22 protein-coding genes and 1 tRNA gene are annotated in these 23,043 nt (G+C 31.7%); 16 read left to right on the top strand and 7 right to left on the bottom strand.

What is annotated here, in order from left to right; all coding sequences use genetic code 11:
* Positions 1-7 precede the first annotated feature (7 nt).
* Positions 8-1,561 carry a ribonuclease Y gene (rny, locus tag CKA54_RS03010; protein WP_120759877.1) on the bottom strand — a complete coding sequence of 518 codons (1,554 nt, stop codon included), beginning with the start codon at positions 1,559-1,561 and terminating at the stop codon, positions 8-10.
* Positions 1,494-2,114, bottom strand: coding sequence for a 5-formyltetrahydrofolate cyclo-ligase (locus tag CKA54_RS03005; protein WP_120759875.1), 621 nt, complete (start codon positions 2,112-2,114; stop codon positions 1,494-1,496). The genes rny and CKA54_RS03005 overlap by 68 nt, the downstream gene beginning before the upstream one ends.
* Before the next feature lie 67 nt (positions 2,115-2,181).
* Between CKA54_RS03005 and CKA54_RS03000 the strand changes: the two genes are divergently transcribed.
* From CKA54_RS03000 to CKA54_RS02950, 11 genes are all read left to right on the top strand, one after another.
* Positions 2,182-2,727, top strand: coding sequence for a TlpA disulfide reductase family protein (locus CKA54_RS03000; RefSeq protein WP_120759873.1), 546 nt, complete (start codon positions 2,182-2,184; stop codon positions 2,725-2,727).
* Complete coding sequence (ftsY, locus tag CKA54_RS02995) at positions 2,727-3,593, top strand: signal recognition particle-docking protein FtsY (RefSeq protein ID WP_120759871.1); 867 nt, start codon at positions 2,727-2,729, stop codon at positions 3,591-3,593. The genes CKA54_RS03000 and ftsY overlap by 1 nt, the downstream gene beginning before the upstream one ends.
* A complete protein-coding gene (locus tag CKA54_RS02990) occupies positions 3,590-3,985 on the top strand; it encodes a motility associated factor glycosyltransferase family protein (protein ID WP_120759869.1) in 396 nt (131 codons plus the stop codon). Before ftsY ends, CKA54_RS02990 begins: the two co-directional genes overlap by 4 nt.
* A gap of 22 nt (positions 3,986-4,007) precedes the next feature.
* A complete protein-coding gene (locus CKA54_RS02985) occupies positions 4,008-4,922 on the top strand; it encodes a motility associated factor glycosyltransferase family protein (protein WP_120759867.1) in 915 nt (304 codons plus the stop codon).
* A 116-nt stretch (positions 4,923-5,038) separates the two neighbouring features.
* Entirely contained in the window at positions 5,039-5,350 is a 312-nt protein-coding gene (locus CKA54_RS02980) for a motility associated factor glycosyltransferase family protein (protein ID WP_120759865.1), read from the top strand.
* Between the two features lie 161 nt (positions 5,351-5,511).
* Complete coding sequence (gene radA, locus CKA54_RS02975; RefSeq protein WP_120759864.1) at positions 5,512-6,852, top strand: DNA repair protein RadA; 1,341 nt, start codon at positions 5,512-5,514, stop codon at positions 6,850-6,852.
* Positions 6,843-8,351: an NAD(P)/FAD-dependent oxidoreductase gene (locus CKA54_RS02970; RefSeq protein ID WP_120759862.1), complete on the top strand. Its 1,509-nt coding sequence runs from the start codon at positions 6,843-6,845 to the stop codon at positions 8,349-8,351. The genes radA and CKA54_RS02970 overlap by 10 nt, the downstream gene beginning before the upstream one ends.
* A 62-nt stretch (positions 8,352-8,413) precedes the next feature.
* Entirely contained in the window at positions 8,414-9,094 is a 681-nt protein-coding gene (locus tag CKA54_RS02965; RefSeq protein WP_120759860.1) for a F0F1 ATP synthase subunit A, read from the top strand.
* Between the two features lie 119 nt (positions 9,095-9,213).
* Positions 9,214-10,632 carry an Asp-tRNA(Asn)/Glu-tRNA(Gln) amidotransferase subunit GatB gene (gatB, locus tag CKA54_RS02960; RefSeq protein ID WP_120759859.1) on the top strand — a complete coding sequence of 473 codons (1,419 nt, stop codon included), beginning with the start codon at positions 9,214-9,216 and terminating at the stop codon, positions 10,630-10,632.
* Between the two features lies 1 nt (position 10,633).
* Complete coding sequence (locus CKA54_RS02955) at positions 10,634-11,536, top strand: NAD(P)H-dependent glycerol-3-phosphate dehydrogenase (RefSeq protein WP_120759999.1); 903 nt, start codon at positions 10,634-10,636, stop codon at positions 11,534-11,536.
* Positions 11,533-12,696 (top strand): metal-dependent hydrolase, encoded by a 1,164-nt coding sequence (locus CKA54_RS02950; RefSeq protein WP_120759857.1) that lies wholly within the window; start codon positions 11,533-11,535, stop codon positions 12,694-12,696. The genes CKA54_RS02955 and CKA54_RS02950 overlap by 4 nt, the downstream gene beginning before the upstream one ends.
* An 11-nt stretch (positions 12,697-12,707) precedes the next feature.
* Here CKA54_RS02950 and CKA54_RS02945 read toward each other — a convergent pair whose 3' ends face one another.
* The 4 genes from CKA54_RS02945 to CKA54_RS02930 all read right to left on the bottom strand — a co-directional run bounded on the left by CKA54_RS02945 (position 12,708) and on the right by CKA54_RS02930 (position 14,978).
* The gene (locus CKA54_RS02945) at positions 12,708-13,907 is read right to left on the bottom strand and encodes a PAS domain-containing methyl-accepting chemotaxis protein (RefSeq protein WP_253254849.1); all 1,200 of its coding nucleotides are present in this window, start codon (positions 13,905-13,907) and stop codon (positions 12,708-12,710) included.
* Between the two features lie 171 nt (positions 13,908-14,078).
* On the bottom strand, positions 14,079-14,513 hold the full coding sequence (locus CKA54_RS02940) for a hypothetical protein (protein WP_120759853.1): 435 nt from the start codon (positions 14,511-14,513) through the stop codon (positions 14,079-14,081).
* A 27-nt stretch (positions 14,514-14,540) separates the two neighbouring features.
* Positions 14,541-14,626 (bottom strand) — tRNA-Leu (locus CKA54_RS02935).
* Between the two features lie 28 nt (positions 14,627-14,654).
* A complete protein-coding gene (locus CKA54_RS02930; protein WP_012661906.1) occupies positions 14,655-14,978 on the bottom strand; it encodes a F0F1 ATP synthase subunit C in 324 nt (107 codons plus the stop codon).
* Positions 14,979-15,173: 195 nt separating this feature from the next.
* Between CKA54_RS02930 and CKA54_RS02925 the strand changes: the two genes are divergently transcribed.
* Genes CKA54_RS02925 through pckA form a run of 5 tightly spaced genes read left to right on the top strand, consistent with a single transcriptional unit; the run spans position 15,174 to position 22,643 of the window.
* Positions 15,174-16,526, top strand: a complete 1,353-nt coding sequence (locus CKA54_RS02925; RefSeq protein ID WP_120759851.1) for a sodium-dependent transporter — start codon at positions 15,174-15,176, stop codon at positions 16,524-16,526.
* Between the two features lie 9 nt (positions 16,527-16,535).
* Complete coding sequence (locus CKA54_RS02920) at positions 16,536-17,873, top strand: sodium-dependent transporter (RefSeq protein WP_120759849.1); 1,338 nt, start codon at positions 16,536-16,538, stop codon at positions 17,871-17,873.
* A gap of 9 nt (positions 17,874-17,882) precedes the next feature.
* Positions 17,883-19,217: a sodium-dependent transporter gene (locus CKA54_RS02915; protein WP_120759847.1), complete on the top strand. Its 1,335-nt coding sequence runs from the start codon at positions 17,883-17,885 to the stop codon at positions 19,215-19,217.
* A gap of 57 nt (positions 19,218-19,274) precedes the next feature.
* A complete protein-coding gene (locus CKA54_RS02910) occupies positions 19,275-21,059 on the top strand; it encodes a biotin/lipoyl-containing protein (RefSeq protein WP_120759846.1) in 1,785 nt (594 codons plus the stop codon).
* Between the two features lie 9 nt (positions 21,060-21,068).
* Positions 21,069-22,643: a phosphoenolpyruvate carboxykinase (ATP) gene (gene pckA / locus CKA54_RS02905; RefSeq protein WP_120759844.1), complete on the top strand. Its 1,575-nt coding sequence runs from the start codon at positions 21,069-21,071 to the stop codon at positions 22,641-22,643.
* A gap of 17 nt (positions 22,644-22,660) precedes the next feature.
* Here the strand turns inward: pckA and CKA54_RS02900 are convergent, their stop codons facing one another.
* Complete coding sequence (locus CKA54_RS02900) at positions 22,661-23,026, bottom strand: histidine triad nucleotide-binding protein (protein WP_120759842.1); 366 nt, start codon at positions 23,024-23,026, stop codon at positions 22,661-22,663.
* Between the last annotated feature and the right edge of the window lie 17 nt (positions 23,027-23,043).

Below are 23,043 nucleotides of genomic sequence, written 5' to 3'. Positions count from 1 at the left end.
AGTGGCCTTATTTTGCAAAATCAATAGCTCTAAGTTCTCTGATGACATTGACTTTAATTTCACCAGGATATTGTACTTTTTCTTCGATTTCTTGGGCGATTTCTTTTGCTAAAAGTACAGACTCATCATCATTGACTAATTTGGCATTTACGATAACTCTAATTTCTCTACCGGCATTGATCGCATAAGCTTTTTTAACACCTTCTTTGCTTTTTGCTATATCTTCAAGTTCGCTTACTCTTTTTAAGAATGCTTCAAGTACTTCACGTCTTGCACCAGGACGCGCAGCGCTTAATGTGTCAGCTGTGCAAACTGCGGCAGATTCTATACTCGTTGCTTCTTCGTGTCCATGGTGGGCATAAATAGCATTGATAACTACAGGGTGCTCTTTATATCTTTTGCAAAGTTCAGCTCCTAAATCCACATGCGAGCCTTCAAATTCATGGGTTAATGCTTTGCCAATATCATGTAAAATTCCCGCTCTTCTTGCTAGTTTTTCATCTCCACCGCATTCTGCAGCTATGATTCCTGCTAAGTGTGCTACTTCTAAAGAATGTGCTAGCGCATTTTGTCCATAACTTGCTCTATATCTTAGTTTTCCTATTAGTTTTACAATTTCAGGGTGAATTTGATTTAAACCTAGATCCATTACGATAGTTTGACCTTCTTCTAAAATACTATCATCAAATTCTTTACAAACTTTTTCATGAATTTCTTCTATTTTTGCAGGTTGTATTCTTCCATCTTCTACTAAAAGTTCAATCACCTTTGTAGCTATGGCGCGTCTATAGAGATTAAAACAGCTTACAATAATCGCTCCTGGTGTATCATCGATGATGATATCAACTCCTAAAACCATTTCTAATGTTTTGACATTACGGCCTTCTTTACCTATAATACGCCCTTTTAGCTCATCGTTTTTAATATTAACCACATTGATCAGTCTTTCAGCGGCAAATTCTCCTGCAAATCTTGAAGTAGCTTGTGCTAGAATGAAATTAGCTCTTCTTTTAGATTCATTTCTTGCTTCTTCTTCGTGTTTTCTTACAATATGCGCGATTTCAGCTCTTGAATTTTCTTCAACCTTTTGTAAGACTATAGCTCTTGCTTCTTCTTGTGTAAGACCTGCTGAGTGTTCAAGAATTTTTAGCACCTCATTGAGTTTTGCTTCGTAGTTACGTTTTAAATTATCGTTTTCTTCATGCAATGCTTTGATGACTTGTTGTTCTTTGATGAGTTTGTTTTTATTTTCTTCGTGAAGTTTTTCTTGATAGTGTAAACTTTGTTCTTTTTTGTGTAACTCTTCTAACTTTAACGAATGTTCTTTTTGCAGTTTTTGAATTTTTTCATCGAATTTTTTCTTAGCGGCAAATTCAGCTTCAGCTACTGAATTTTTAGCATCTTTAAGCGTAAGCTCGGCTTCGTATTCTATGGCTTTTGCTTTTGCTTTTGCTTGTTCTAAAAAGATGTTGAAATTTGCATCGTTAATCTTTTTAGCGACTACATACCCAATCCCTCCGCCTATAAAAACGGCTATTAATGCTACTAATATTTCTATCATGATTTTTAACTTTCCTAAAATATTTTTTATAAGGGTTTATATAAAAATTTCCTTTTACATCGTGTTCTTGGCTAAAAGCTTTTTCGCCCTTTGCGTTTAACATTTGTGTAAAAATCACCAAGGGTTTTTGATAAGAAATAGATTCAAAAAATCTATCGTAAAAGCCTTGACCATGACCAATTCTTCCTAAATTTGCATCTACTCCTATAACAGGAATAATCGCAACATCAATGCGAGTTTGCAAAAAAGAATCTTTTGGCTCATATACCCCAAAACTCTTTTTATCAAGAGTTAATCTTAATTTTACTACCTTTAAACTTTTATCTTGCATAAATGGAACGAAAATTTGATATTTTTTTGCTAAAAGATGTCTGAATTTATAAAGATTGATTTCGTATTTTAAAGGGATGTAAAGAAGTATATTTTTGCAGGTTTTATGCTTTTGTAGAATTTTTTTCACTTCTAAAAATACAGAAAAATCTCTTTTGTATTGGTATTTTAGTCTTAATTTCATTCTAGATTTTTGTTTTATCCTAAAATTATTTTTTATCAAGGCTATCCTTAAGTTTTTTAACTTTTTATGTTATACTTTTAAGCTTAAAAAATCATAAGGATAGGACTTGAAGATTAAAATTTTACTAGCAATTTTTGCTATGATTTTTTTTACATCATGCTCTAAAGAGAATGAAAACTCAAGTAGTGAAAACACTGAAATAGCAAGTTTGAATCAAAGCGAAAATACGGACTTTACTTTAAAATTTTTAGATGGTAGAAAAATGTATATTAAATACCACGAACAAGACTTTAAATTTGATGATACTGCCAAAGCTAAGTTGTTTTTGTTTTTTACAACATGGTGTGCACCTTGTAAGGCAGAAATTCCACATTTAAACAAGTTGCATCAAAAATACCAAGATCGCTTCGAAGTTATAGCGCTTTCTTTGGAAGAAAATAAAGAAAAAGAATTGTTAGAATTTATACAAGCAGAGAAAATGATTTTTCCTGTAGCCATAGGAGAGAGCAATTTTGCTTTTTCTAAGATACTAAGTGTTAGTGCTGTGCCAACAATGGTTTTGTTTAATGCAAAAGGCGAGAAGATTAAAGAGTATTTAGGGTTAATTCCTGAAGAAATGTTAGATATAGATATACAAAAAGCGATAATGTAATGTTGGGATTTTTAAAAAATGGTTTAAAAAAAACCTTAGAAAGTATTCATTTAGTTAAGGCCTCTAATAAGCTTGTTACTAAAGACTTGTTAGAAGAAATGCTTTTAGAAGCTGATGTGGCATATGAGATAGTTGAAGAAATTATTTACTACCTTCCTCCAAGCGATGAGGTTAAAAAAGCCGACTTAGAACGCGTTATGGGGACTTATTTTATCTATGATAAGCCAGAGCTTGCTAATGCTAAGCCTTTTGTGGATTTAATTTTAGGCGTAAATGGTGTAGGTAAAACTACAAGTATTGCCAAAATGGCACATTTGCATAAGGAAAATGGCGAAAAAGTTATATTAGGAGCTTGCGATACTTTTAGAGCAGGGGCAATCGAACAGCTGAAATTATGGGCGCAAAAGTTAGATATGGATATCATAGCTACTTCGCAAGGACATGATCCTTCAGCAGTTGCATATGATGCTATTTCTAAAGGCTTATCTAAAAATTATGATAGAGTTATTTTAGATACTGCAGGACGCTTGCAAAATCAAAAAAATCTTGCTAATGAACTTGAAAAAATTGTTCGAATTAGCGACAAAGCTATGCAAGGGGCGCCTCATAGAAAAATTCTTGTGCTTGATGGTACTCAAGGTGTAGCTGGAATTTTGCAAGCAAAAGCTTTTAATGATTTAGTTAAGCTTGATGGAGTGGTGATTACCAAGCTTGATGGAACGGCTAAAGGTGGGGCTTTGTTTAGTATAGCAAGAGAGCTTGAACTTCCTATTTTGTATGTAGGAGTAGGGGAGAAAATGCAAGATTTGTGTGAGTTTAGTGTTAAAGATTATTTGGACGCTATATTGGAGCCAATTTTTAAATGAACGTGTTATTGAAAAATTTGTCCGCATTAAATAATCCTTATTTGTTTAATAAATTAAAAGATGTAAAAATAAACAAATTTCAAAAAATAGAAAATGGGGGGGGGTGTATAGAGTTAAATTTTTTAAATATGCAAATCAATACTCCAATTTATCAAAATCCAAATTTACATTTGCAAGAAAAAATTTCTTTTTATAATGATAAATATCTTTTATATCCTATTTTATACTTTTATGGTTTTGGTAATGGAATTTTATATAAAAGTTTATTACAAAATCATCATTTAAAACATGTTGTTGTTTTTGAAGATGAACTTGAAATTTTATATTTAGCCTTTAAATTTATAGATTTTTCACAAGAATTAAAAGAACAAAGACTTATAATTTTAAAATAGTGATATTTCTGAGCTAGATTTAATGAATTTTTTTCAAACTCCCCCATTTTTTAATTTTTTAAGACTTTATGATTTGCATTTGCATAGTGAATATTATGAAATATACCATGAAAAGATATTAAATTTAAATGAAAAAATTATCAATATTATAAGAAATGTGATTTTTTATCAGGGTAATGATATAAAAGATGCTTTACAGGGTTTGGGGCAATATATTTATAACTTTTCAAATATGGTAGAAAATCCTCCTCTGAAAAATTTATGGCTTATGCGAAATAAAAAAGTAAAATCAGCTATTATAGTTTCTACTGGACCATCTTTGAGTAAGCAACTTCCACTGCTTAAGCAATATCAAGATAGGTTTAGTATTTTTTGCGTAGATAGCGCATATTCCATTTTGGCAAAAAATAATATCAAGCCTGATTATGTTTTAATGAGCGAAAGAACAGAAATAACTTCAAAATTAATAGAAAAAAATTACGAAAATATAGATAAAGATACTGTGTTTATTTTGTTGTCTTTAGTCCATCCTTTATCGATTGAATATTTAGAAAACACCAATAGGAAATTTTTGTTAATCCCATATCCTACTACATTTTTTGATAAATTAAATTTGCTTGATTTTGGAAAATCTCCATCAGGTGGAACTGTTGCTTACAATGCTTTACAGTTGGCGTGTGATTTTGGTCATAAAAATATCATTTTTATAGGACAAGATTTAGCATATGATAAAGAAGGAAATTCGCATCCAGAAGATTATGTTTACGGCGCGCGTTATGAAAGTAATGTAGAAAGAAAACTATGTGTAGCTTATAATGGAAAAGGTGAGGTTTACACCCACAGTATTTGGAATGTATTTAGACTTACTATACAAAATTATATAGCTCAAAAAAAGGTTTTAATTTTTATAATGCTACAGAAGGTGGTGCTAGAATAGAAGGAACTATAGAAAAACCATTTAAAGAATGCTGCGAAGAGTTTTTAGATGAAAATTTAACAAAGCCTTTTGAAAAACCATCGGCATTAGAAGAAAATATTCAAGATGATTTGCTATTGCAAAGTTATAAGATAATTAATGATAACTTAGAGTTTTGCAATCGATTTATTAAAGAATTTGAGTGCTATTTTGAAAATTTGATTCAAGCAGAAAGTAAAATTCAAAATTTAACAGCATTTAAAGATAAAAAAGAATTAATAATTAAAAGTATAAATGATTTAGATATTTATAAAACAAAGCTTGATGAATATTGTAAAACTTTTTTATATGAATTCGTTAGACCTTTTTTGCAGCAATTTGAGTTTAATTTGGCAAGAATTTATGTTTTAAATCCTAAAAACGAAGAAGAATGGCTTAGTAAAATATAACATGGATTAAAGATCATACGTTTTTATTTGAAGTTTTAATAGCAAATATTAAATTATTAAAAGTAGAGATTGAAAATAATATTAATCCTTTAAAAGAAGAGCTTACAAAAAGAAATTTAAAAGCTAATTAATATATAATTTTTTAAAAATTAGGTGATTAAATGGCTAAAAAACATATTTTATTTGAATGTCAAGCTTGTGGAAATCAACAGAGTAAATGGCTTGGAAAATGTCCTGAATGTGGGTCATGGGATAGTTTTGTTGAGTTAAAGCAAGAACAAATTAAAGTTTTAAAAGAACTAAACTCACTTTCAAATACTCCAAGTTCTGCTGTATGTATTAACGATGTTGTGGCAGAAAATTTTACGCGTATAAGTACTGATGATAATGAGCTTGATTTGGTTTTAGGCGGTGGGCTTGTTGTGGGCTCTTTGGTATTGATAGGAGGTTCCCCAGGAGTTGGAAAATCTACGCTTTTGCTAAAGATTGCTTCAAATCTAGCCAAAGGTGGCAAAAAAGTACTTTATGTAAGTGGTGAAGAGAGTAAGTCGCAAATTAAATTACGTGCAGATCGCTTGAATGCAAATTGTGAAAATTTATTTTTGCTCACAGAGCTTTGTTTGGAAGATATTTTGAGTGAGCTTTCTAAAAAAGACTATGAAATTTTGATTATTGATTCTATACAAACTTTATATTCTAACAAAATCACTTCAGCTGCGGGTAGCATTACCCAGGTGAGAGAGATTACTTTTGAGTTGATGCGTTATTCTAAGGCAAATAATATTAGTACTTTTATCATAGGGCATATTACCAAAGATGGGGCGATAGCAGGACCTAGAATTTTAGAACACATGGTAGATGTAGTGCTTTATTTTGAAGGTGATGCTAATAAAGAAATAAGAATTTTAAGAGGTTTTAAAAATCGTTTTGGGAATATTGCTGAAGTTGGTATTTTTGAAATGACCTCAAAGGGTTTAATTAGCGCCAAAGATATAGCTAATCGATTTTTTACTCGTGGCAAGGCAGTAAGTGGTAGTGCTTTAAGTGTGGTAATGGAGGGCAGTAGAGCTTTGGTGTTAGAAATTCAGGCCTTAGTTTGTGAAAGTGCTTACCCAAAACGTAGTGCAACAGGCTATGAAAAAAATCGTTTGGATATGCTTATAGCTTTGCTTGAGAGAAAGCTTGAAATTCCTTTAGGACATTATGATGTTTTTATTAATGTAAGTGGTGGGGTAAAAATCAGCGAAACTGCAGCTGATCTAGCGGTAGTTGCAGCGATTATTTCTAGTTTTAAAAACCGTCCTTTAAGTAAAGATAGTGTTTTTATAGGAGAGCTTAGCTTAAATGGCGAAATCAAAGAAGTATTTTCACTTGATGTGCGTTTAAAAGAAGCAAAAATGCAAAAATTTAAAAATGCCATAGTACCAGTTAAGCCTATGGAGGAACCAGGTTTAAAATGTTTTATAGCCAAAGAATTACGTGAGGTTTTAGAATGGATGTAAAATTTGATGTGATTGTTATAGGCTCAGGGCTTGGTGGTTTAAGTGCGGGTGCTTTTTTGGCTAAAAATGGCAAAAAAGTTTTGGTTTTAGAGCAGCATTCTTTAATCGGTGGTTGTGCTACTTGCTTTAAAAGAAAAGGTGCTTTGATAGATGCGGGATTACATGAAATGGATCTAGGTGAAGCTGCAACCGATATGAAGCATTTGGTTTTTGAGAAGCTTGGCATAAAGGATAAAATTGAAATTTTGTCTTTGCCAAATGCATGGAGTATCAAAAGTAAAAACTATAATCTAACCTTACCACATGGCATAGAAAAGGTAAAAGAGACTTTAAAACAAGAATTTCCACAAGAACACAAAGGTATTGATAAGTATTTTAAAGCTATAAAGATGCAAGCTTATGCCATTCGAAGATTTCCTTGGGATTTAAAGCTAAATGAGTTGTTATTATTTCCTTTTACAACTTCTTGGATATTTTTAAAAAACCAAATTTTAAATAAAAAAGTATATGATGTTTTAAATGCATATATTAAAAATGATAAGTTAAAAAAGATCCTGAATGCAAATTTGAGTTATTATCATCATGATAGTAAAGAATTTATCTTTTCTTATCATGCTATTGCGCAAAAGCACTATTATGATAGTGGGGTTTATATTAAAGGCGGTTCACAGGCTTTAAGTGATGCTTTAGCTGAAGTTATCAAAGAAAACCAAGGGCAGGTTTTAGCCAAGGCTGAAGTGGTAAAAATACTCACGCAAGATCATAAGGCATGCGGAGTAGAATATACTCATAAAAATGAAACTCACACGGTTTATGCGCAAAAAATTATTGCAAATTGCGATCCTTTGATTGTTTATAAAGATTTATTGAAAGATTTAAACTTAGATCATGAAATCAAAGCAATTGAATCTAAAAAACGCGCTAGCTCTTTGGTAAGCGCTTATTTTATTTATGATAAGAATATTTCTGAAATTTATAAAAACATGGATTATTGTAATTTTGTTTTTGATGAGGAATTTTTAAATAGCTCTTATGAAAATACCAATATCCTAGCACTTCACTTTAAGCAAAGACCAATGGCATTTATTAATTATTCTAAAATAGATAGTGGTTTATCAGAAAAATACTATATAGGTGTTGTGGCTTTTAGTTCAAATTATGATGAATGGGATCTTGATAAAGAAACTTATAAAAATAAAAAAGAAGAGGTGTTGAATTCTATTATTCAAAGATTAGATGAAATTTTTCCAAATTTAAGTTCGCATCTAATCCACAAAGAATTAGCTACTCCAAAAACTATACAAAGATATACTAAAGCTTATAAAGGCACGATTTATGGTTTTTCACAAGATCAAGAAGGTGCTAAAAATAGACTGCATTATAAAAGTAAAAGCATAGAAAATTTGTATTTTGCAAATTCTTTTATTTTTCCTGGAGGCGGTTTTACGGGTGCGATTTTGGGTGGATATTTTTGTGCGAATAAAATGAATTTTCATTAAAATATAAGCAATTTTTTTTTATAATATTAGCTTTGAAATAATTATTCTGCTAAGGATTTTTAATGAAGGATTTATTTTTATTTAGTTCTTTTATAGATTCTAGTCACACTTTTGCTTACTTTTTTCATTTGGCTATAGTAGTTGTGATTTCTTTGGTTTTAGCAAAACTTGCTACAAGATCTATGCAAATTGTTCCAAGAGGAAGTCAAAATTTAGCTGAAGCCTATATGGAAGGTATTTTAAGTATGGGTAGAGACACCATGGGTAGCGATGAAGCTGCAAGAAAGTATTTGCCATTAGTTGCAACCATAGGTTTTATCGTATTTTTTAGCAATATCATCGGGATTATACCAGGTTTTGAAGCTCCAAGTGCTAGTTTGAATTTTAGTGCTTCTTTGGCGATTATTGTATTTGTGTATTATCACTTTGAAGGAATTAGAGTGCAAGGATTTTTTAAATATTTTGCTCACTTTATGGGGCCTGTAAAAATTTTAGCACCTTTAATGTTTCCTATTGAGGTTGTTTCCCACTTTTCAAGAGTTATTTCATTATCATTCCGTTTGTTTGGTAATATCAAAGGAGATGATTTATTCTTAGCAGTTATTTTAGCTCTTGTACCTTGGGTTGCGCCATTGCCAGCTTACATGTTGCTTACTTTTATGGCATTTTTGCAATCATTTATTTTTATGATTTTAACTTACGTTTATCTTGCGGGCGCCACTGTAGTTGATGAACATCATTAATATATGAAAAAGCAAAATAATTTTGCTTTTTCATTTTTTGTATACTTCTTTTATTCTTTTTTAAACTCTTTTTGAAATAAAAAACGCTAAAATAAATAAAAAAATTAAGGAAAAATTTAATGTTTGAAGTTGTTATAGGACTTGAAGTTCATGCACAATTAAATACAAAAACAAAAATCTTTTGCTCATGTGCAACTTCTTTTGGAGAAAAATCAAATACAAATGTATGTCCGACATGTTTAGCTTTACCAGGTGCTTTGCCTGTGTTAAATCAAGAAGCAGTAAAAAAGGCTATTGCATTTGGCAAAGCAGTTAATGCAACAATCAACAAAAAAAGTATTTTTAATAGAAAAAATTATTTTTATCCCGACTTGCCAAAAGCTTATCAAATTTCACAATTTGACATACCTATAGTGGAAAATGGTGAGTTATTGATCAATGTAAATGGAGAAAATAAGCGCATAGGTATCACAAGAGCGCATTTAGAAGAAGATGCGGGAAAAAATATACACGAGAATAATTTTTCAAAAGTTGATTTAAATAGAGCGGGAACACCTTTGCTTGAAATTGTTAGTGAACCTGAACTTAGAAGTTCTGATGAGGCAGTGACTTACTTAAAAAAACTACATTCTATTATAAGATTTTTAGATATTTCAGATGCAAATATGCAAGAGGGTAGTTTTCGATGTGATGCAAATGTAAGTATTCGTCCAAAGGGAGATGATAAACTTTACACTAGAGTTGAAATTAAAAATTTAAATTCCTTCCGTTTTATCCAAAAAGCAATTGAATATGAAGTAAAACGCCAAAGTGAAGCGTGGGAGGATGGAAAATATGAACAAGAGGTTGTACAGGAAACAAGATTATTTGATACGGTTAATTTAGTAACTAGAAGCATGAGAGGTAAAGAAGATTCAGCAGAATATAGATATTTCCCTGATCCTGATCTTTTGCCAGTTATCTTAGAAGATGACATGCTAAATCAAGATATACCAGAACTTCCTGATGAAAAAAAAGCTAGATTTACAAGTGAATTAGGTATCAAAGAAAGTGATAGTGAAGTGATTGTATCTTCGTTGGAGCTTTGTAGATATTTTGAGTATTTAATTGATCAAAAATTAAATCCAAAATTATGTGTTACTTGGCTTACAACTGAACTAATGGGGCTTTTAAAAGGCGAATTGACTATAGAAAACTCGCCTATAAAACAAGAAAAATTAGCTATTTTGATCAAGCGTATAGAAGAGGGTGTAATCAGCGCTAAAGCGGGTAAAGATATCTTAGCTTATGTGTTTGAAAATACAGAAGTTGAAATCGATGAAGCTATTGACAAGCTTGGTTTAAAACAAGTGAGTGATGATGGTGCGATTGAAAAGATCATTGATGAAATTTTAGCAAGTAATGAAGATAAGGTCGCTGAGTATAAAAGTGGTAAAGATAAACTTTTTGGCTTCTTTGTTGGTCAGGCGATGAAAGCAGGTAAGGGTGCATTTAATCCTGCTAAAGTGAATGAAATCTTAAAAGCAAAACTTGGTTAAAATGAAAATAGCAGTTGTTGGCGCAGGAAAATGGGGAAGTGCTTTATATGATGCATTGAGTGTTAAAAATGAATGCGTGATTACTTCATTTCATGAGAAGAATCTTCCTTATTTTGTCAACACGCAAAAGGCCATGGAGAGTGAGTATTTGGTTTTTGCTTTATATGCACAAGGAATACACGAGTGGCTAAAAAATCATTTTCAGGATTTAGGTCAAAAAATTCTAGTTGCTTCTAAGGGTATTGACTGTAAAAGCTTGAAATTTATGGATGAGGTTTTTTCTGAATTTGTGGGTAGCGATAGGCTTTGTTTTTTAAGTGGCCCATCATTTGCGAGTGAAGTTTTAGAAAAAAAACCTTGTGCTTTAGTGCTTAGTGGTAAAAATCAAGAGCTTTGTAATCAGTTTGCAAGCTTTTTTCCAGCTTATATTAAAACCTATACAAGTTTTGATGTCAAAGGTGCTGAAATTTGTGGAGCTTATAAAAATGTTTTAGCAATTGCAAGCGGAGTTTGTGATGGCTTAAATTTGGGCAATAACGCAAGAGCTTCTTTGGTGTCAAGAGGTTTGGTAGAAATGCACCGTTTTGGACAGTTTTTTAATGCTAAAGAAGAAACATTTTTAGGGCTTAGTGGTGCAGGAGATTTGTTTTTAACTGCTTCAAGTAATTTATCAAGAAATTACAGAGTAGGGTTTAATTTAGCTAAAAACAAAACAATTGATTTGATTTTAAAAGAACTTGGTGAGGTAGCTGAAGGAGTACAAACTGCTTATGCAATTCATTCTTTAGCTAAGCAACACCAAATTTATACTCCAATTGTCAATGAGGTGGTTTTAATGCTAGAAGGTAAAAATGCTTGGGAGTCTTTAAAAGACCTAATGGCATCTAAGGAGGAAGCACAATGATTATCAAAAATGCAAAAATATACGGCGAACAAGAATTGGATCTTAAAATAGAAAATGGCAAAATCACTCAAATTGAACAAAATTTGAATGGCGATGAGCAAATGATCGATGCTGAAGGTAAAACACTTTTGCCTTCTTTGATTGATTTAAATGTTGCCTTGCTTGATAATGAATTTAGTATTACAAAACTATATGAATTAGAAAAAGCATGTTTAAAAGGCGGAGTTGGGACTATTGTTTTAAAAGATAGTATGGAAGCAAATCTTCAAGGATATGCACTTTATTTTGACAAATTGCAATCACTCGATGTAAATATCTTACCTAGTGTTAATGTGTTAGATAAAGAAGCTAAAATGAAAAATATTGCTACCTTGGTTGATATGGGCGCAAAGGCTTTGGAGGTTTCAAGTACATTAGGAGCAAATTTTTTAAGACAAAGCATGCAGTATGCGCATATGAAAGAAGTGCCGGTTTTTTTAAAATGCTTTGACGAAAATTTTGATGATCATGGTGTAATGAATGATAGCCAAATGAGTTTTGAGCTTGGATTAATAGGGATTAGTGATATAGCCGAAACAAGTGAAGTTGCAAAAATGAAAGAATTGGTAGATTTTTATCAAAATAATGCTTGTTTTAGTGCATTAGGTGTTGTGAAATCTTTTGAGCTTTTGAAAGATCATCAAAGTGAAATTTCCATTCATCATTTAGCTAAAGATGAAAACGCATGCGAGTGTTTTAATACCCAAGCAAAAATTTTACCACCTTTAAGATCGAAAAATGAACTTTCATGTCTTATAAAAATGCTTCAAGATGGAAAAATTACCTTTTTAACTTCATTGCATACTCCTAGAACTAAAAAAGATTTGGCGTTTGATGAAGCAGATTTTGGAGTGGACGCTATAGCTGTATATATGAGTTTGTGTTATAGTTATTTGGTAAGGACAAATATTTTATCATGGAAAGAGCTTTGTGATCTAGCAAGCTATCATCAAGCACGATTTTTAGGTTTAAATAAAGGTAAGATAGCAGTAGGATATGATGCAGATTTAGTTATATTTGATGAAAGTGTTTCCTTTAAGGGTGAAGGTTTGTATCAAAATGATATTTTGCAAGGTAGAGTAGAAAAAAGTTTTATCGGCGGAAAAGTTTTTAGCGTTTAAGCTAAAAACTTTTATTTATTTTGCATAGCTTGGGCTACTTGAGCAGAGCTATTTCTAATTTTTTCCATGCATTCTCTAGCTTCTTTAGCTAAATCTACGCTTTGATTTACTCCGCTTAATCCATCTTTAATGCTTTGTACTACTTCAGCGGTTACATTTCTGATTGAATTAATTGTAGTGGTGATTTCACTAACTGAATGTCCAGTTCTTTCAGCTAGATTTCTAACTTCATCTGCAACCACAGCAAAGCCCCTGCCATGTTCTCCTGCTCTAGCAGCTTCTATAGCAGCATTTAATGCAAGCAAATTGGTTTGATCTGCAATATCACTAATAGTTTGAATGATATTTTTAATTTCTTCTGATTGCTCATTTAAAGATGAAACCAAATTGCTGCTATTATTCATCATGTCAGCAATATTTTGAATATTTTGAACAGTGTTTTCTATTACACTATCACCTTCTTGAGTTAGGTTATCATTTTGATCAGCAAGTTCACTGATAAGTTTGAGTTTTTCTTCATCTCTTACTACTTGCTCGGTGATATCTGTTGCAAATTTGATGACTTTATAGATTTCCCCATCATCGTTTTTGATAGGATTATAACTTGCTTCTAGGTGGATAAGTTTATTATTTTTACCATAGCGTATAAATTTTCCAGACTGGAATTTTCCACTTCTTAGTTCTTCCCAGAAGATGGTATATTCTTTTGAATTTCTAAATTTTTCTTCACAGAACATACTATGGTGTTTTCCTTTGATTTCACTTAGTGAATAACCCATGGTTTGAGTAAAATTGTCATTTGCGTTTAAAATTTCACCATAAGGATTAAATTCAATAATAGCCATAGAGCGGTTAGCAGCATCAATGGTATTTTTTAAATCTAACATTTCATAATGTCTTTGTGTGATATCGTTAGCAAATTTAATTACTTTGTAAACTTCGTTGTTTTGATTTAAAATAGGCAGATAGTTTGCTTCAAGGTAAATATCTTTACCGCCTTTTGCAATACGTCTAAAAAGACCATTTCTTGATTTTCCGTTTTTTAAATCTTTCCAAAAATCACTATAGCGTTGAGATTTTACAACTTCAGGTAAGCAAAACATACTATGATGTTTTCCTTTGATTTCATCTAAAGAGTAATTCATTGTCTTTAAAAAATTTTCATTTGCTTTGATGATGGTTCCATCTGTTTGGAATTCTATCATTGCCATTGTTTTGCTTATTGCATTAAGTATATCTTGAAAAGCTTGATTTGAATGCTCTAGTTGTGCAATTTGCTCATTAAATTTTTCTTGTTTGTAAACATAATTGCAAGTCCTTTCTTACATAGTATTATCTAATACCATTATATAACGTAATTTACAATAAATTATTGGTATATATTAGCTTTTTGTTAAATTAGAAAATTTATCTTGAAGTGTTATTCTTGTAGTTTCGTTGATTTGTTCAGCATTTTGAAGATATTTTTCATTGATGCTTTCTAGTTTTTTTAAAAAATCAAAAAGTGTTTCCTCCCATAAGATACTATCTTTTTTGCTTAAATTCATAGTCTGAATATGGTTAAGTTTTCTGCTCATATCACTTAGATTTTCCAAAAATTGATCTTTGGTATTCTCATCAATAAGTTGAAAATGATTGTGTAGTAAGTTATTTTTGATCTTTCTGATCTCTTCATTGATTTGATCACAAAATTCAGGATAAATATCGCTTTTAATGGGTTCAAGTAATTTTTTCTCATCAAGTTTTAGTGTGTAGTTTTTTATAGCAAAGAAAAGAACTAAAAAAGCTAATGCGCTGATTAAAAGATAAAAAGTCATTTTGTTTTGAATGTGTTCCTTAAAATATGGTGCGGTTAGCGAGATTTGAACTCGCACACGCTGAGCGCACCACCCCCTCAAGATGGCGTGTCTACCAGTTCCACCATAACCGCAAAAAGCCCAAATAGGGCTTTGAAAGTATTAAGCTGCTACCAACGCTTGGAATGGGTTAGCATAAAGAGCGATAAGCGCGATAACAAGTGCATAAATAACTTGAGCTTCGATCATCGCTAAAGCAATAAACATAGTTGTCATTAATTTTCCGCCAAGACCTGGGTTTCTAGCAGTACCTGCGATAGTTGCTGCTGCAGTGTTACCCATACCGATCGCTCCACCTAGTGCTGCAACACCAAGTCCTAGACCTGCTGCTAAGATAGAAAATGAAGCCAACCATTGGTTCATAGAACCTTCAGCTGCAAATGCAAAACCGCTTAAAGCTAACATTAAAAAAACGATTTTTTTCATGATTTTTCCTTAAAAATAATTTTAAATCCTTTCGGCTTGCGTATCCCTACTCGAGATTTTAAAAGCGTGATTATACTCCATTTTAGCTTTAAAATTATTGAAATTTATATTATTGTATCTATTTTAAAACAAATTAAAGTTTTTTTTGGCTACATTAAGCACTTTTATAGTTTTATAAAATTTAAGGTTATCTTTATGAATGAAAAATTTTCTAAAATAGGCTTTATTTTAGCTGTGGCAGGATCTGCTGTGGGATTAGGAAATGCTTGGAAATTTCCAACCTTAGTAGGACAAAATGGTGGTTCAGCATTTGTGCTTTTATATTTAGTTTTAACTTTGGCTGTTGGTTTTGTGATTTTTTTAGCAGAGCTAAGCATTGGTAAACTAAGTGAAAAAGACCCGGTTAATGCTTATTATACTCTAGCACCAAAACATAAAAGAGCGTGGTCGATAGTTGGTTTTTCTTTAATTGGTGCTATTTTGATTGTTTCTTTTTATAGTGTAATTATAGGTTGGATTGTTAAATATGCTTATTTTGGATTTTTTTCTTTGCCTAAAACTATAGAAGAAAGTGGAGCTGTTTTTGAAAACTTACTAAATCAAGATGTGGTATCGCAATTTGTATGTTTTACTTTTGTTTTTGCAGTGATTTTTTATGTAGTTTCAAAAGGTGTTAAGAGTGGTATAGAAAAACTGAATGTTTGGATGATGCCAAGTTTATTTATTTTGTTAATTTTAATGCTTGGTTATTCTTTTAGTATGGATGGTTTTTCTAAGGCAAGTGAATTTTTATTTGTGCCTGATTTTTCTAAACTTGGGGTTGGTGCTTTTTTAAGTGCTTTAGGGCTTGCTTGTTTTTCTTTATCTATAGGTGTGGGTTCGATTATAACTTATTCAGCAAGCTTACCTGATAAGACAAATTTTATTAGTAGCACGATTAATATTATTATCATTAATATCATCATTGGTTTAATGATGGGACTTATCGTATTTACTTTCATATTTGAATTTAATGGCAATCCATCACAGCAAGGCCCTGGTTTGATCTTTGTGTCCTTGATGAGTTTATTTTCTAATATTGATCCTATAAGTTTTTTACCTTTAGGAAATATTTTAGCCATAGCATTTTTTGTTGCATTGTTTTTTGCAGGTGTTACTTCGGCGGTTTCTATGATAGAGCCTTTGGCTTTTTATTTGATTAATTCTTATAATTTTACAAGAAAAAAAGCTTTGATTTTTATTGCTTTTGTTGTTTACATTTTGGGTAGTTTGTGTATATTATCGAATATTGAATGGAGTAAAGACTCATTAGAAATTTTTGGAAAAACTTTCTTTGATATCTTAGATTTTATCGCTTCTAATTTAATGATGCCTTTAGGTGGATTGTTTGGTGCTATATTTGTAGGATTTGTACTTAAAAAAGAAGTCTTACAAACACTGTTTTACCCATATATGAAAGGTATATTTTTTGAATGTTGGTATTTTTTTGTGAGATACATTTCTCCTTTAGCTGTGATTTTAATCATGGTAAAACAATTATTTTTTTAAGGTTAAAAGATGAATGAAAAATTTTCTAAAATAGGCTTTATTTTAGCCGTAGCAGGATCTGCTGTGGGGCTAGGAAATGCTTGGAAATTTCCAACTTTAGTTGGTAATAATGGTGGATCGGCTTTTGTTTTTGTGTATTTGCTTTTAACCTTATTAGTAGCTTTTGTGATTTTTTTAGCAGAGCTAAGCATTGGTAAACTAAGTGAAAAAGATCCGGTTAATGCTTATCATACTTTAGCGCCAAAGCATAAAAAGGCATGGTCTTATGCGGGTTTTTTTATGTTAGGTGCAATCATTTTAGTGTCTTTTTATAGCGTGGTGATAGGTTGGATAGCCAAGTATGCTTATCTTGGTTTTTTTGAACTTCCAAAAAATACTAGTGAAGCAGGTGTGGCTTTTGAAAACTTACTAAATCAAGATGTGGTATCGCAATTTGTATGTTTTACTTTTGTTTTTGCAGTGATTTTTTATGTAGTTTCAAAAGGTGTTAAGAGTGGTATAGAAAAACTGAATGTTTGGATGATGCCAAGTTTATTTATTTTGTTAATTTTAATGCTTGGTTACTCTTTTAGTATGGATGGTTTTTCTAAGGCAAGTGAATTTTTATTTGTGCCTGATTTTTCTAAATTAAGTGTTGATTCCATATTAGATGCGCTAGGTCTTGCATTTTTTAGCATGTCTTTAGGGGTATGTGTGATTTTAACTTATGCGGCAAGCTTGCCTGATAAGACAAATTTTATTAGTAGTGCTTTTAATATCATTATTATCAACACCATCATTGGTTTGATGATGGGGCTTATTGTGTTTACTTTTATTTTTGAATTTGGTGCTGATCCAACTCAACAGGGACCAGGGCTTATTTTCATATCATTAACTACGCTTTTTGCAAAGTTGGGATTTTTAGGAAATATTTTAGCCATAGCCTTTTTTATTGCGTTATTTTTTGCAGGAATCACCTCGGCTATTTCTATGATAGAGCCTTTCACTTTTTATCTAATAAACCGTTATCAAATTTCAAGAAAGAAAGCTTTGGTTTTTGTAGGTGTGATAGTGTATTTTCTTGGAAGTTTGTCTATACTTTCTTTTTATCATGTAAGTGCACCAAGTTTAAATTTCTTTGGAAAAAGTTTTTTTGATATTTTAGACTTTTTCATACAAAATTTACTCATGCCAATTTCTGCATTGATTACTGCATTTTTTGTGGGATTTGTGATTAAAAAAGAAGCTTTGCAAAAATTATTTCAGCCTTTTATGCGCGGTGTGTGTTTTGAAGTGTGGTATATCTTTTTAAGATATATTTCTCCTTTAGCAGTGATTTTAATCATGGCTAGACAGCTTTTATTCTAAGGCGTTAAAATGAATGATAAATTTTCTAAAATCGGCTTTATTTTAGCCGTAGCAGGTGGAGCTATAGGACTTGGAAATGCTTGGAAATTTCCAACCTTAGTAGGGCAAAATGGTGGTTTTGCATTTGTGCTTTTGTATTTGCTTTTAACAATTAGTGTGGGATTTTGCGTGTTTTTGGCTGAAATTGCCATGGGAAGATTAAGTCAAAGTGATCCTGTAAATGCCTATAAAAGCCTAGCAACCAAATACGCTCATAAGTGGAAATTCGCGGGATTTTTTATGCTTGGCGGAATTTTTGTACTTTCGTTTTATTTAGTGATCATGGGTTGGGTTTTAAAGTATATGGTTACTTCAGTTTATTATTTACCTAGTAATACTCAAGAAGCGAGTGCTTTGTTTGGTAATTTGATACAAAATAGCATCTTAGAAAGTAGTGTGTATTTTCTTATTGCGTTTTTTCTTACTTTATTTGTGGTTTCAAGAGGGGTAAAAAGTGGTATAGAAAAATTAAATATTTGGATTATGCCAAGTTTATTTATCATGCTTATTTTGATGCTAGTATATTGTTTTTTTCAAGATGGTTTTAAAGAAGCATTTGTGTATTTGTTTTATCCTGATTTTAGTAAATTAAGTTTAAATTCAGTATTGACAGCATTAGGACTTGCATTTTTTACCTTGTGTTTGGGTATAGGTTGCATTACAACTTATGCGGCGTCATTAAAAGATGATACTAATTTGATCACAAGTTCAATGGTGATTGTGCTTTTAAATATTCTCATTGGCTTGATGATGGGGCTTATTGTGTTTACTTTTATATTTAAATTTAATGCCAATCCAGCAGAAGGTGCGGGCTTAGTTTTTATTTCTCTAACAACACTGTTTTCCAATTTAGACAGTGTTTTGGGACATTTTTTGGCTTTTTATTTTTTCTTGGCTTTATTTTTTGCAGGAATTACCTCGGCTGTTTCCATGATAGAACCTTTTACTTTTTATCTTGTAAATGAGTATCAAATTTCAAGAAAGAAAGCCTTGATTTTTATAGGTTTGGTGGTTTTTGTTTTAGGAATGAGTTGTATTTTATCTTTTAGTGCAAGCTATGGAGCTAGTTTTAGCTTTTTTGGATTGAGCTTTTTTGATATTTTAGATAAGTTAACATCTAATTTTATGCTACCTTTGGGCGTGATTGCAAGTGCTATCTTTGTTGGCTTTTTTATGGATAAAGAAAAAATATATCACTTATTTTCTAAATTTATGAGTCGAAGGGTTTTTGAAGTGTGGTATTTCTTGTTAAGATTTATTGCTCCTTTATCAATTATTATCATTATGTTAAACCAAATTTTATAAATTTGTTTTTTAAGAAAGTAAAGTTATAATTGTATGGAGTAAAAAAAAGGAAATGTTATGGCTAAAAAATTAATCGATGTGATGGATACCACTTTTAGAGATGGTTTTCAATCTGTTTATGGCGCTAGAGTTTTAATGAATGACTTTTTTCCTGCTTTAGAAGCGGCCAAAGAAGCAGGAATTACGCATTTTGAATTTGGTGGTGGAGCTAGATTTCAGAGTTTATTTTTTTATTTAAATGAAAATGCTTTTGAAATGATGGATAAATTTAGAGCCATTGTTGGAAAAGATGCAAATTTACAAACTCTTGCAAGGGGTGTAAATACCGTAGCGCTAGATACAGGTAGCAAGGAAATTATTGACTTGCATGCAAAGATGTTTGCAAAACATGGCACAACTACTATAAGAAATTTTGATGCATTAAATGATGTAAATAATCTAAAATTTAGCGGAGAATGTATAGTTAAACATGGTTTAAAACATGAAATTACTATCACATTGATGGATCTTCCTCCTAAATGCAAAGGCGCACATGATGTACCTTTTTATGAGAAAATCTTAAAAGAAATTTTACAAGCTCAAATTCCTTTTGATAGTATATGTTTTAAAGATGCAAGTGGCACCTCTAATCCAAATAAAATTTATGAAGTTATAAAAATGGCTAGAAAAAACTTGCCTGAAAATACACATATAAGATTACATACTCACGAAACAGCAGGGGTAAGCGTGGCATGTTATTTAGCAGCCTTAGAAGCAGGTGCTGATGGGATAGATTTAGCAGCTGCGCCAGTGAGTGGTGGTACTTCTCAGCCAGATATCTTAACCATGCTACATGCATTAAAAGGTAGTAATTTTGATCTTGGTTTAGATGAGGAGAAAATTTTAAAATATGAAGATGTGTTAAAAGATTGCTTGAAAGATTATTTTTTACCACCAGAAGCAACAGCAGTTAATCCTTTAATACCTTTTTCTCCTATGCCAGGTGGAGCATTAACTGCCAATACTCAAATGATGAGAGATAATAATATCTTAGACAAATTCCCGCAAGTGATCAAGGCAATGCAAGAAGTAGTGGAAAAAGGTGGATATGGTACTTCGGTTACTCCTGTGTCGCAGTTTTATTTTCAGCAAGCTTTTAATAATGTTATGTTTGGTCCTTGGAAGAAAATCGCAGAAGGATATGGAAAAATGGTTTTAGGTTATTTTGGTAAAACTCCTGTTGCTCCAGATGCTGAAGTGATTAAACTTGCAAGCGAGCAGTTAAAATTAGAGCCTACAACAAAATTGGCTACAGATATCGCTGATGCTGATGAGAGTAAAAGCATAGCATATATTAAAAATATTTTAGAAAAAGAAAATTTAGAAACAAGCGAGGAAAATATTTTTATTGTTGCAGCTTGCAAAGAAAAGGGAATTGCCTTCTTAAAAGGTGAGGCGAAAGTAAATGTTAGAAAAAATAACAAACTAAAACCAAGTGTTATTAATGAAAATCAATTCACTGTTTCTGTTAATGGCAACAAATACCATGTTGAGGTAAGTCCAGGTTTTGATAGAGATGTAAATGTTAAAAGTGCTGTAAAAGTAAATACAGATAAGGCAGAAGTGAAAAAAACACAAGTAAATGACAATGCTAATGCAATCGTTGCAAGTATGAATGCAAATGTTTTTAAAATACTAGCAAAAGAAAATGATACTGTTAAGGTTGGTCAAGTAGTAGCAGTCCTTGAAGCAATGAAGATGGAAATTGAAATTACTGCAGGAAAAGATGGGGAGATCGCAGAAATTTTAGTAAATGCAGGTGAAAGTGTGAGCGAAGGTCAAGCTTTGATGACTTATAAATAAGGAGGCAAAATGAAAGGTTTAGAAAAATTAGGTTTAGAAAATATTGGGCAAATTTTTCATAACATCAGCTACGATGAGCTTTTAAAGCATGAAAAAAACAACCAAGAAGGTGTTTGTACTAAAAATGGCACCTTTAGTGTGGATACTGGAATTTTTACCGGAAGAAGTCCTAAGGATAAATATTTTGTAAAGCAAGACCCTTCACAAAAATATATTGCTTGGGGTAAGATTAATCAACCTATTAGCGAAGAGTTGTTTGAAAAGCTTTTAGCAAAAGCAAAAAAACAACTTAGCAACAGCGATATTTATATTCAAGATGTATTTTGCGGTGCTTCTTTGAAAAGCCGTAAAGCTGTGCGTTTTGTAACACAGATCGCTTGGCAAGCACATTTTGTAAAAAATATGTTTATTCGTCCAAAAGAAGAAGAACTTGCAGAATTTGAACCTGATTTTGTAGTATATAATGCATGCAAATGCGTGAATGAAGACTATGAAAAAGATGGTTTAAATTCAGAGGTTTTTGTGATATTTAATATAGAAAAAAATATCGCAGTAATTGGTGGAACTTGGTATGGTGGGGAAATGAAAAAAGGAATTTTTTCTATGATGAATTACTGGTTGCCACTAGAAAACAAGCTTCCTATGCATTGTAGTGCTAATGTTGGCGAAAAAGGTGATGTAGCGCTTTTCTTTGGACTTAGTGGTACAGGCAAAACTACACTTTCAACTGATCCAAAAAGAAAACTAATCGGAGATGATGAGCATGGTTGGGATGATGAGGGTGTGTTTAATTTTGAAGGAGGTTGTTATGCAAAATGTATTAACCTTGATCCTCAAAGTGAGCCAGAAATTTATGGAGCAATCAAACAAAATGCACTTTTGGAAAATGTAGTTTTAAGAGATGATTTAAGTGTTGATTTTAATGATGGATCAAAGACTGAAAATACTAGAGTTTCTTATCCGATAGAGCACATTTTAAATCATGAACCAAGCCTTAGCGCAGGACATCCAAACAATATCATTTTTCTTTCAGCTGATGCTTTTGGTGTTTTACCTCCAGTTAGTAAATTAAGCAAAGAACAAGCGATGTATTATTTCTTAAGCGGTTATACTGCCAAAGTTGCAGGAACTGAAAGAGGTATCACTGAACCAGTTGCGACTTTTTCAGCTTGTTTTGGCGAGGTATTTTTGCCATTACACCCAACTGTTTATGCAAAACTTTTAGGTGAAAAAATCAGCAAGTATAATGTTAATGTTTATTTAGTAAATACTGGTTGGAGCGGTGGAGCTTATGGCGTAGGTAAGAGAATGAGTATTAAAGCAACAAGAGCTTGTATTAATGCGATTTTAGATGGTAGTATTCAACAATGTGAATTTGAAAATTATGATTTATTTAATCTTGCAGTTCCAAAAGAATTAGCAGGTGTAGAAAGCAAGCTACTTAATCCTGTTAATACTTGGGAAGATAAAAAAGCTTATGAAGAGACAAAATTAAAGCTTGCAAAAATGTTTATAGAAAATTTCAAACGCTATGAAGATGTCAAAGAAGGAGCAGAGTTTAAGCTAGCTGGTCCTATGATCTAAAAAGAGTTTGACTCTTTTTAGAATAAAGATTCAGGGTTGATTTGAGCTTCTTTGTTTTTTGGAAGTTCAAATCCACCTAGCATGTGAAAATGCAAATGGAATACTTCTTGCCCGCTATTTTTACCACAATTAGTGATTAATCTATATCCGCTTTTGTCTAGTCCTAAGAGGGTAGCTAATTCTTGGATAAATTGTGTCATTTCTCCCATTAATTCAGGTCTTAATGCTTGAAAATTTTCAAAATGCTCCTTTGGAATGATTAAAATATGAATAGGCGCTTTGGGGTTGATATCATGAAAAGCCAAAAACTTTTCACTTTCTAAAACTTTATTGGCAGGAATTTTTCCTTCTACGATAAGTTCAAATACGGTTTTTTCTCTCATTTAACGATCCTTTTTTT

The sequence above is a fragment of the Campylobacter sp. P255 genome (assembly GCF_003627915.1).
Classification (GTDB): domain Bacteria; phylum Campylobacterota; class Campylobacteria; order Campylobacterales; family Campylobacteraceae; genus Campylobacter_D.
Note: the sequence above shows the minus strand (reverse complement) of the source record. Positions and strands in the feature narration are given on the sequence as shown.